Origin of the sequence: Pseudomonas sp. PA-4-8C (genome assembly GCF_021606625.1) — a bacterium.
Taxonomy (GTDB): Bacteria; Pseudomonadota; Gammaproteobacteria; order Pseudomonadales; family Pseudomonadaceae; genus Aquipseudomonas; species Aquipseudomonas lactis.
Genome location: NZ_WKCD01000180.1, coordinates 1 through 11,194, shown reverse-complemented (window position 1 = coordinate 11,194; position 11,194 = coordinate 1). Strand labels below are relative to the sequence as shown.

7 protein-coding genes and 3 pseudogenes are annotated in these 11,194 nt (G+C 55.3%); 6 read left to right on the top strand and 4 right to left on the bottom strand.

Annotated elements, in window-relative coordinates; translation table 11 throughout:
• From GIW04_RS21450 to GIW04_RS21440, 3 genes are all read left to right on the top strand, one after another.
• Window positions 1-456, top strand: a 456-nt coding sequence (locus tag GIW04_RS21450) for a hypothetical protein (RefSeq protein WP_236479179.1), incomplete at its 5' end; no start/stop codon positions are given.
• An 838-nt stretch (window positions 457-1,294) separates the two neighbouring features.
• Window positions 1,295-3,433 carry an ATP-dependent nuclease gene (locus tag GIW04_RS21445; RefSeq protein ID WP_032902226.1) on the top strand — a complete coding sequence of 713 codons (2,139 nt, stop codon included), beginning with the start codon at window positions 1,295-1,297 and terminating at the stop codon, window positions 3,431-3,433.
• Entirely contained in the window at window positions 3,433-5,217 is a 1,785-nt protein-coding gene (locus tag GIW04_RS21440) for a UvrD-helicase domain-containing protein (RefSeq protein WP_032902225.1), read from the top strand. Before GIW04_RS21445 ends, GIW04_RS21440 begins: the two co-directional genes overlap by 1 nt.
• A gap of 360 nt (window positions 5,218-5,577) precedes the next feature.
• Here the strand turns inward: GIW04_RS21440 and istB are convergent, their stop codons facing one another.
• The 3 genes and pseudogenes from istB to GIW04_RS21425 form a co-directional block, all read right to left on the bottom strand.
• Window positions 5,578-6,333, bottom strand: a complete 756-nt coding sequence (istB, locus tag GIW04_RS21435) for an IS21-like element ISPsy14 family helper ATPase IstB (protein WP_025163932.1) — start codon at window positions 6,331-6,333, stop codon at window positions 5,578-5,580.
• A 19-nt stretch (window positions 6,334-6,352) separates the two neighbouring features.
• Window positions 6,353-7,867, bottom strand: a complete 1,515-nt coding sequence (gene istA / locus GIW04_RS21430) for an IS21 family transposase (RefSeq protein WP_236479178.1) — start codon at window positions 7,865-7,867, stop codon at window positions 6,353-6,355.
• Between the two features lie 180 nt (window positions 7,868-8,047).
• A pseudogene (locus tag GIW04_RS21425) lies at window positions 8,048-8,305 on the bottom strand (IS110 family transposase); the annotation flags it as partial.
• A 118-nt stretch (window positions 8,306-8,423) separates the two neighbouring features.
• Between GIW04_RS21425 and GIW04_RS21420 the strand changes: the two are divergent.
• The 3 genes and pseudogenes from GIW04_RS21420 to GIW04_RS21410 form a co-directional block, all read left to right on the top strand.
• Window positions 8,424-8,615, top strand: a pseudogene (locus GIW04_RS21420) (transposase); the annotation flags it as partial.
• A 321-nt stretch (window positions 8,616-8,936) separates the two neighbouring features.
• On the top strand, window positions 8,937-9,446 hold the full coding sequence (locus tag GIW04_RS21415) for a recombinase family protein (RefSeq protein WP_200806984.1): 510 nt from the start codon (window positions 8,937-8,939) through the stop codon (window positions 9,444-9,446).
• Entirely contained in the window at window positions 9,334-10,689 is a 1,356-nt protein-coding gene (locus GIW04_RS21410) for a recombinase family protein (protein WP_329607631.1), read from the top strand. Before GIW04_RS21415 ends, GIW04_RS21410 begins: the two co-directional genes overlap by 113 nt.
• Here GIW04_RS21410 and GIW04_RS21405 read toward each other — a convergent pair.
• Window positions 10,600-11,194 (bottom strand): annotated as a pseudogene (locus tag GIW04_RS21405) (reverse transcriptase domain-containing protein); the annotation flags it as partial. The gene GIW04_RS21410 and the pseudogene GIW04_RS21405 overlap by 90 nt on opposite strands.

Sequence of the window (11,194 nt, the reverse complement as noted above, 5' to 3'; positions counted from 1 at the left end):
GAGGATCGACTCTCGCCCCTTCCAGAACACGCGTTGATCGGACTAAGTTTGGACTTCTACATGCCTTCGACCCTGGGCAGTGAAACCAGCGCTGAAGGCGTCTCAGCGTCCATCCCAGGAAGAAGCTGTCGCAAGTCTGGTGGACATGACATCGTTCGCGTATTTGACGAGTCAGCAAACGCTCATCGCACGAACGCCGTAATGATCATTCATTGCAGTCCCTCGGGGCGTGTTTCGGTAAGCCTTGCTCCACAAAACGGCCAGATCGTTCCAATTTATGAAGGCCACTTCAAAGACGGTGAGAAAGCTGGCTTCCCGGGAGTACCCGGCAGTTATTACGCCGGCGTTCTGACAATACATCGCCTTGACGCAGTAGAGCCAAAGGGTCCTTGGGTACCGGCCAATAAATGTCAGGTAGACAACAGCTGTAACCCTGAAGATTTTTCGATCAACTAAGGCCCTGTGTACCCGCTACTACCCTAGCCATGCCTAGGCTATCGGAGACCAACTTGTCAGAAACCTCTCTCACTTTCAAATGCCTAGGCCACACCATGCGTGAGGACGGCTTGATTGGGCGCTACCACCTAAAGGTGACCGATATCAGGAGTGGCAGTACCGCGACAATCTCTGTGGAGCCCAGGCACCTTGCCTCCGCCCGAAGCATGAAAAGGATCCTTCTAGCTCGGTGCATGTTCTACAGGGCAACACGCGCATCGCACGACAATATGCTACTCGACATTCTTGATCCGCAATCTGGAGGAACTCAAGATTAGCCTGGCCTGTCTGGCTTTTCGAGCATCATCAGTTTTCTTTTCGCAAGTTCCATCACCGAATCAAAGAACCTATATGGTGTCTAGCCAGAATGACCATGGAACTGAACAGAGCGTTGAGTGTTCGGCAGATGACATCAGTGCGTATATAAAGATGCGAGTTGCAGTAGTCAGCGTCCTGGCTTTATGGCCGCCCAATGTTATCCAGGAGGCCCTAATTAAGCTTCTCCTGTGGGACGAGCAAATTTCTTTAGGAAATAGAAAAACACTTGCAAGGGCTAGGCGAGTCGGTGGAAATCTTCATGTCCGTCAACCCTGACGAATACGATGACGTCAGCTGGAGCACGTTTTGGCCTGCGCCCCAACACTTGCAATCATGTGATAAAGCTATTGCGAAGCAGCGCAATCGCTGCGCCTACTGCTGGCGCCTGCAAGCGGTTTCTGTGGGAAAATCATTCCCCCTCACGCTACCATCGCTCACAAACGAACAAGGCTGTTTATGAGTGTTGGCGCTCTGGAGAATTATGCACATTTCCAAAATGACTTTGGTCAACTACCGAAACTTCAGCAATACAACGCTGAAGTTTCAGCGGGGCGTCAACACCATCATCGGCGAGAATGGCGCAGGTAAGTCCAATATCCTACGCGCAATCCGTCTACTACTGGATGACACCATGGTGCGTGCCGCCTATCGACTGGAGGAATCGGACTTCTGCCGATCGCTCGGCGAATGGCGAGGCCACTGGATCATCATCAGTGTTGAGTTCGAAGAGATCAGCGCTGACGAAGCCGTGCAGGCGCTATTCCTTCATGGCACGGCTGCGCTCGAAGGCGGACCGCTGGCGAAGGCCACCTATAACCTCATCTTCCGTCCGAAAAAGGAGATCCGGCTCAAGCTGGCTGCTCTCGATGTTTTTGATGATGAAGAGCTTACGAGAATACGTAATGCCATCACGATTGACGACTACGAAACTGTGTTCACAGGAAGAAGCGGTGCCGATTTCAGTGACCCCTCCGTCTACCAATCGATCGTGGGCGATTTCGATACGTGTATTTTCAGTGCCGAGACTGAATTTCCTGAGATAGGGGCTAAAGTCCCCGGATTTCTCTCGGTTACGAAAGAAGTGTCACTGACCTTCATCCAGGCCCTTCGGGATGTCGTGGCCGAGTTTCACAACAACCGAACGAACCCGTTGTTTACGCTTCTTAAAAGCAAGAGCGGCGAGATCGATCCAGTGTCGATGCTTCCCATAACCGAGATGGTCAGGAACCTGAATGCCTCTATCGAAGGCCTCGAAGACGTGCAGTCGGTTCGTAACCACATTCGGGAAACCATCAAGGATGCGGCCGGAGAAACCTATTCGCCTGCTTCGCTTTCGATCAAATCTGACCTACCAGACGAAGCAGAAAAATTATTTCAGTCGCTGCGCCTCTTCGTCGGCGAGACCGATGACGGGTATGAGGGTGGTATCCATGAGCTGAGCTTGGGCGGAGCGAACCTTATCTACCTGACGCTGAAACTCCTTGAGTTCAAGTATCAGCGCGAGAAGCTTGCCATTGCCAATTTTCTGCTAATAGAGGAGCCCGAAGCGCACATCCACACCCACATCCAGAAAACTCTGTTCGACCGTATTTCCTACAGCGATGCCCAGATCATCTACACGACGCATTCGGCCCACATCTCCGAAGTGAGCAATGTGAGTAACGTCAACATTCTGGGACGGCAAGGCTCATATTGCGAGGCTTATCAACCCGCTACGGGGCTCGAGCCATCAGAGGTGAGAAGCATCCAGAGATATCTGGATGCCGTTCGTAGCAATTTGCTGTTCGCTAAAAGCGTGCTGCTCGTTGAAGGCGATGCGGAGGAGATACTGATCCCAGTCTTGGTGAAGAAGCTGCTAGGGCTGAGCGTTGATGAGTTGGGTATTAGCGTCATCAACATACGCAGCACGGGGTTCAAAAACGTCGCGGTCCTTTTTCACGACCTCCGAATCCGCAAGCGCTGTGCGATAGTCACTGACCTTGATACCACCTTCTTTGATGTGACGCCGCAGCCAACTGACCTTGAATTTCTGGCAAGCAAGAAGCGCAAGGCGATAGGTTCCCAAAAAGCTGGCGCCGAACGCAAGGTTGGCCTCGATGCCTTTGTCGCTGGAAACCCTTGGATCTCGGTCTACTATGCACCACACACCTTTGAAGTTGACCTCGTGTCAGCGGGCAACGAGGAAGCGTTTGTTCGAGCAGTGAGTAAGATCTATAAAGCGCCGCACACTATCAATGAAGCGGTGGAGGCCCTTCGATCAGGTCAGCCTCATCTGGTAGGTTTTCGTGCACTGTTGATGGCTGAGCATGAAGGGAAAGGCTGGTTTGCAATCATGCTCGCCGAAGAACTGGACCATCAGGTAGCGATCCCTCCCTACATCCTGCAGGCCATTCACTTCGCACATGGGCACATATCCCCTCTGCTGCTCACCAGAATCCTACACTATCGAGTTGCCCGCCAAATCCATGCCGATCCCTCAGGGCAACCACGACTAGCACTCCTCGGGGGGCAGGTTGAGCGCTTCCAACGCGGCGAAATCGATCTGATGTTCCTAAAAGCTGCGGTCGCCCTTGCGTTACCAGGCGATGCCATTAATTCGTTCATGGCGGGCATTGCCTAATGTTTGCCTGGGATCCCCGTGAATTGAACGCGGAGCAGTCAGCCGCAGTGGAAGAACCTTCGAGCGTATTCCTCATCGCATGTCCTGGTAGCGGAAAAACTCGGACTTTGACCTATAAGATCGCTTATGAGCTTTCGCGGAGCATGGACAAGCGGATTGTCGTGGCGATTACTTATACGCACCGCGCTGCAGATGAAATCCAGGAGCGCATAGAAGATCTCGGCGTTGACACGTCAAAGCTGTGGATCGGGACCATTCACTCATTTTGCCTCGAGTGGATCATTAAGCCATATGGCATCTACCTTCCAGAACTTTCCCGCGGCTATCGAGTTTTAGACAAGCACGACCGCGAACTCATGCTTGATCGGCTATGCGCGCCCTACGCAAAGATCACCCACTGGGATTGCGATTACTACTTCAGCGAAACGGGCTATCACCTAGGCTGCAAAGATGTTTGGAAGCATGAGACACTCCATAAAATTCTTGGCGAGTATTTTCGCGAACTCACGGACGCGCGTCAGATCGATTTCGAGCTGATCCTTTGGTATGCGCAGATACTAATGCGCGATCAAAAGCAAATTGCATCGATTCTCGCTTCGGTCTTCTCATATGTTCTGGTAGACGAGTATCAGGACACGAAGCAAATTCAGTATGGTCTTCTTACTGCTATTTTGCGTGCCGGAGCAGGGCGAACGAAGACCTTCATCGTCGGCGATCCGAACCAAGCTATCTACGGCTCGCTCGGTGGCTACGCAATTCCGGTGGCTGATTTTCGTGCTAAAGCTGGCATCCCGATAAGAGAAATGGCACTTACCCGAAATTACCGTTCGAGCAAGAGGATCATTTCCCATTTCTTGAATTTCAACGTTTATCCGACATCAATCGAGAGCGCAGGATCGAATGCGTCGTTTCCGAGCAAGGTTTCGTACAACCAGCACGTAACACTCCCCGATTTGCATGACGAGCTAGTACGACTGATCCAGGCAAGCCTCGCTGCAGGGTATCCACCTGAGGAGATCTGCGTGCTAGCCCCATGGTGGATTTTATTGGCATCGACGACGCGTCAATTAGTACGGATGCTTCCGGATCAACAGTTTGACGGCCCTGGTTTAGTCCCCTTTAGCAACGATATAGACAATTTCTGGTTCAAAGTTTCGAAAATCATCCTGACTGAGTCATCGCCGAAGATGCTTGTTCGCCGCATGCGATGGGCAAGAGATGTGATCAGCGACTTGGTTGATCTTGGCGTTGATACATCGCGTCTGACGCAGCGGCTCCTGTTGAGGGAATGCAACGCAATTTCAATCTCCGAGATGGATGGGATTGCCTACCTTGACCAAGCCTTCACCGCACTGCTTGAACGACTCGGTGTAGCCTTGAATAGTTTCCCCGCATTGGTGGAGCATCGCGATGCGTTCTTTCGCAGCTCACAATCTCGGATCGACAGGCTCCAAAAGGACGGAGCCCCGTACATCAACGACATCTCTTTCTTCAGGAAGGTATTTCGCGAGCGGACAGGTATCACCGTTTCGACGATCCACGGTGTAAAAGGTGCCGAGTACGATGTGGTCATCGCGTTCGGCCTTCTTGAGGGGATGGTGCCTCATTTCACTGAGGCAGCAAGCTTGGATTCCGCTAACAAACTGCTCTACGTCGTAGGTTCCCGTGCCCGCAAACATCTACACCTGATTTCTGAGAGCGGACGTCCCCAAGGTCGCTATGGGAACTATGCGGCTACAGAGGCCCTATTCGCATGTGCCTTTGACTACGACGCAGCCGAGTAGCATCCCGCCTGATTTTTGCCATCTGAAGTACGCCTCGTCCGTGCACATTGTTGGTCGCGGTAGGGACGGCAGTTACCTGCCGCCCCCCGCACAGATCCGTACATGCGGAACTACCGCATACGGCTCCTGCCTCGGGTAGGTTCCTTCCTCGTTTCTGAATCAACGGGTCATTCAGTTCTAAACCAACGCAGACGCCTTTACAGCGCAAAGCATGAAGGCCGGCAGCGTAGTAATTCAATCGCTTTCAGCGTTGATATGGGCATTCCACGCCATCCGGCCACTCAGTCCACCAACATCCGGCCACCTATTCCACGGTCATCCGGCCGGGCAGTCGGAGCGCAGCGACGCAGGTTTGCATTGTTAGTCTGAAGTCTCTGTCGCCGTCAATTTCGTTGCGCGCCTGCGCATCGATTCGCCCTTCAGTTCGATCCGATAAGCGTTGTGCACCAGCCGGTCGAGGATCGCATCGCCCAAGGTTGGATCGCCGATCAGCGCATGCCATTTGTCCACCGGCATTTGGCTGGTCACCAGCGTCGAGCGGTTGCCGTAACGGTCGTCCAGCAGTTCAAGCATGTCGCGCCGTTGCGCAGCGGTAAACGGCGCCAGGCCCCAGTCGTCCAGGATCAGCAAGTCGGTCTTGGCATAGCCCGCCATCAGTTTCGCGAAGCGGCCGTCGCCGTGGGCCAGGCCCAGCTCTTCCATCAAGCGCGGCAAGCGCAGATAACGCACGCTGTAACCGTCGCGGCAGGCCTTATGAGCCAGCGCGCAGGCGAGCCAGGTTTTGCCTACGCCAGTTGGGCCGCCGATGATCAGGTTCAGGCCGTCGCGCAGCCACTGGCCGCTGCCCAGTTGCAGGATCAGGGACTTGTCCAGACCGCGCGGGCTGCGGTAGTCGATGTCTTCCAGGCAGGCGTTATGGCGCAGTCGTGCAGCCTTGAGGCGAGTAGTCAGGCGTGCGTCTTCGCGCTCGGTCAGCTCGCGGTCGACCATCAGACCGAGGCGTTCGTCGAAGCTGAGATCGTTGATGTCAGGCGTTGCATGTTGTTCGCCAAGCGCCTTGATCATGCCGTGCAGTCTCAGGGTTTGCAGCTTATCGAGTGTCGGGTTGGGCAGCATTTTGGTGCTCCTTTTCAGGTCAGTGGTAGTAGCCGGGGCCGCGCAGATTGATGTGTTCTTCGGGCAGTAACGGCAGGTTTTGCTGGGCCAGCGGTAGCCGTTCCAGCCCTTGGCGCAGGATCGATTCGAGGCTTTTGTAACTGCACGCGCCCAGTGCCAGCGCACGCTGACAAGCGGCTTCCAGCCGCTCTTCGCCGTGCTGTTTGCTCAGGCGCAGGATGCCCAGGCAGGCGCGGAAGCCGTGCTGCGGATGGATTCGGCGTTCGAGGATGTAGGCGATGACGCCGGCCGTATTTGGGCCCGTCTGCTCTGCCCAGCAGATCAGTCGCTGCGGCGTCCATTCGGCGTGTTCGCGGTGGCTCTTGGGCATGTGTTCGGTTTGGGTGGTGTGGCGGCCTTTATGCGGCGAGCGCAGGTGGCTGGCCACGCGCTGGTTGGCGTGGAAGCACTCGACGGTCTGCGCAGTCAGCCGCACTTCGAGTTGGTGCTTCACCAGCTGATACGGCACCGAGTAGTAATGGCCGTCGACCTCGACGTGGTAGTCGATGTGGACGCGTACCTTTTTCCATTCGGCGTAGACGTAAGGGTGTTCCGGCAGCGCTTGCAGCGCCGGTTGGTCGATGCTCTCGAAGGCTGACCGGCGTGAGCCGGGCAGCTTCTTGAAGGGCTTCTGATTGAGGCGATCCAGCAGCAGCGCGATGGCTGTGTTGAGTTCGCCCAGCGAGAAGAACTGGCGGTTGCGCAGCACCGCCAGGATCCACCGCTCGACTACCTGTACGCCGACTTCAACCTTGGCTTTGTCCTTGGGTTTACGCGAGCGCGCGGGCAGCACGGCTACGCCGTAATGCTCGGCGAGATCGCGGTAACTGGGGTTGATATCCGGCTCGTAGCGATGCGCCTTGGTGACGCCGCTGCGCAGATTGTCCGGTACCAGAATCTGCGATGTACCGCCGAGAAAGGCGAAGCAGCGTACGTGCGAGCCCAGCCAGTCGGGCAGTTTCTGCGACCAGGTGGCCTCGGCGAAGGTGTAGCTGGACGCGCCGAGGACGGCGACGAAGATCTGCGTCTGGCGGATCTCGCCGGTTCGCCGATCAATGACCGGCACGGTCTGGCCGGCGTAATCGACAAACAGCTTTTCGCCGGCACGGTGTTCCTGGCGCATGACCACGTCGACCTTGGCAGCCCAGAGGCGGTAGTGCTCGCAGAACCAGCTGTACTGGAAACCTTGCGGGTGGGTGAGCCGATACTCTTGCCAAAGCAGGGCCAGGGTGACGCCGGGGCGACGTAACTCGGCATGAGCCCATGCCCAGTCGGGCATCGGACGCTGATCGCTGGGAACGGCGGGCGGCGGTGGAAAAAGCCGCCGTTGCAACTCGGCGTCCGTTAGCGCAGACGGCCAAGTCAGGCCGCTGGCAGCAAAGCGATTGAGGTACTCACCGACGCTGGCTCGACCCACTTGCAAGCTGACAGCGACCTGGCGGGCAGATAGGCCGACCTCGAATTTGAGACGTAGCACTTCTCGAATCTTACGCATGGATAACCGCTCCACGACGACCTCTCTGCTTCGATAAAAGAGGTCGATGGTAGTGAATTAATCCTGCGTTGCTGCCTGCTTTAAGGGTGGCCGGATGAGCGTGGAACGGGTGGCCGGATCACCGTGGAATCAGTGGCCGGATGTTCATGGAATAGGTGGCCGGATGGCCGTGGAATCCGCACTTTTAACAAAAGGCCGAACAAACTGCGGGGATATCAGTTTGGTTACATGTCCCATGGTAGCCAGTTCGCGGGCGACGAAATGGGAACCAGCGCAGGCTTCCATCACGACAGTACAAGTGGGGCAGTTGCCGAAAAAACGCATCATCTGCACGCGCGAGAGTTTCTTGCGAAACATCTCTCGACCTGATACGTCCTGGCCGTGCAAGTGGAAAGTGTGTTTGCCGAGATCGATACCGACCAGTGCCAATTCGCTCATGATAATGGCCTCCAAAATAAAACACCCTAGAAAGCGTAGCCCTCGCAGGGTGTGGGGGTGACCATCTCATTACCGGACACCCATTTAGGCGAGAATGCTCGCCAGATCGAGGTGTCAGATGACCAAACAACGCCGCTCCTTTACTCCTGAATTCAAGCGCGAGGCTGCCGACCTTGTGCTCAAACAAAACTACAGCTACATCGAAGCCAGCCGTTCACTCGGCATTGGTGAGTCGGCATTGCGCCGCTGGGTTGACCAGATTCAGAAAGAACATAAAGGCGTCACCCCGCAGAGCAAGGCAACAACGCCGGCAACAACAGAGCAAACTCTCGGATAAAATGGGGGATGCGCATTGCCAGGGACAGTTTCGCCCCAAGGCATGCAGGATGCCCCGACGTCGAGATTGTTCTCGTCATTGAAGGCATTACCCCCTCTGATGGGAGACTTCAGTCATGAGTCGAAAGTCGCGTATCTGGCATATTCGTCTGGCTTTTGAGCCAAATCGGTTCTCTTGTGAACAGCTCGAGAGGGCCTACGAGCAGCTTAAGCCGACAGAATCGCGGGCTTCCTCAGAATTGTCGCCATCCCAGCCCTCTGGGACAAAGCATCGTGCTGCCAAGCGAGGTGAGCAATGAGCCAGACTGTGATGGTGGCGCTCTACGCCCGCGTGTCCTCTGACCAACAGGCTAAACGCGGCACGATTGAAAGCCAGATTGCCGCGTTGACAGAGCGGATCTTGGCCGATGGGGCCCACGTGGTTGAGGACATGCGCTTTGTCGACGCAGGCGTCAGCGGTGCGACGCTGATTCGCCCACAATTGGAACGGCTCAGAGACCGCGCTGCACTTGGTCTGGTGGAACGTCTCTATGTCCTGTCCCCAGACCGGCTGTCGCGAAAATATGCTCATCAGGCATTGCTGATGGAAGAGCTATTGGCGTGTGGCGTGCAGGTTGTGTTTCTCAATCATGCCATTGGCGTCACGCCGGAGGAGTCGTTGCTGCTGCAAATGCAGGGCATGATCGCGGAATATGAACGTGCCAAAATCATGGAGCGCAATCGTCGCGGCAGAGCTTCATGCGGCCAAACGCGGCAGCATCAATGTGCTTTCGACTGCGCCCTACGGTTATCGCTACATTCGTAAGCAACTTGATGGAGCACCCGCACAGTACGTCATCGAATTGCCACAAGCGGCGACGGTCAGAGCCATATTTCAGTGGATTGGGATGGAGCGACTGAGCATCGGCGAAGTGGTACGGCGCCTTGGGGCAACAGGCACCTTAACCGCCTCAGGTAAACCGTACTGGGATCGCAGTACCGTGTGGGGGATATTGCAAAATCCAGCCTACATGGGACGAGCTGCTTTTGGCAAAACACAGACGCGTGATCGTTTACCTCGGATACGCGCACAACGCCACAGTGCCGAGGTGCCCAGGAAGGGGTATTCAACCGTACGTACGGATCCAGGTCAGTGGGTCGAGATATCCGTACCGGCAATCGTCAGCGAAGGATTGTTTCAGTCTGTTCAAGAGCAGCTTGCCGAGAATCGCAAAGCACGTCAGCGCCGTCATGGTGCGGTCTACCTGCTTCAGGGCTTGACCGTTTGCGGCCATTGTCACTACGCCTATTACGGTAAAAAGGTCAGCAAGGCAGCGGCCAAAGGCCAACGCCGGGACTATGCCTATTATCGTTGCATTGGAACCGATGCCTACCGCTTTGGTGGCGAACGCGTCTGTGACAATCAGCAAATACGAACGGATCGTCTCGATGAACTGGTCTGGCAGCAGGTTGTTGAACTGCTCGCGCACCCTGGAAGGCTAAAGAATGAATATGAACGCCGGCTGGGTGTGCTCGAAGAAAAAGAACAAACAAATCCTGATACCGCAGCGCTGGAACGACAACGACTGCAGCTGGATAAAGGCAAGTCGCGGCTCATCGATAGTTATGCCGAGGGTATGATCGACAAAACGGACTTTGATCCGAAGATGCGGAACTTGAAGCGCCGCCTGGAACAGCTTGATCAGCAGATTCAGGACTCACGGCGTCATCAGGTGGGTCAGCGCGAGTTGTTTCTCGTCATTAATCGTCTCGAAGAGTTTGCCGCGGCTGTCCATGACCGATTGGGCACACTGGATTTCGTCACAAAACGCGAGATCATCCGCGGCCTGGTCAAACGCGTCGAAATTCACAAGGACGAGATTTTGGTGGTATTTCGGGTTGATCCGGATCCCGGGTTCAACGCCAGCGAGACGTCGACTGGCTCAGGCATCGGAGAGAAAAGTATGCAAGAACGTACGCGGCGTACTGATACCCCCTTGCGGTGTGCCGGATTCCGTAGGGAAGAGTTCGTGTCGATACACAAATCCCGCCTTGAGCCACTTCCTTAGCATCGTTTTGTCCGTGGGGACGTTGGCGATCATCCAGTCATGGCTGATATTGTCGAAACAGCCTTGAATATCGGCCTCCAGCACCCATTGCGCCTGTGTTTTCTTTGCCAGGCAGATGAAGCATTGCTCGCCTGCATCGGCGGTTGAGCGCTCCGGTCTGAACCCATAGGAGTTCAGATCAGCGGTGGTTTCGGCAATTGGTTCCAACGCCAGCAGATACAGCGCTTGCATGGCTCGGCATTTCATTGCCGGAATACCGAGGGGCCTTGTCTTACCGTTTTTCTTCGGAATTAACACTCTCCGAAGTGGAAGTGGCGAATAACCTCGCCGCTTCAACGACACTATCGCGTTGGCCTTTGCCACCGGCGTTTTCCATGTGACATTGTCCACGCCGGGAGTCTTTTTGCCTTTATTTTCAGTCACCCGTTTGACAGCCAGTGCTTTACCGCTAAACGAGTGAGTCAGCAGCCATTGCAGGGCTTTCACCTTGTTATGTCTGCTTTCC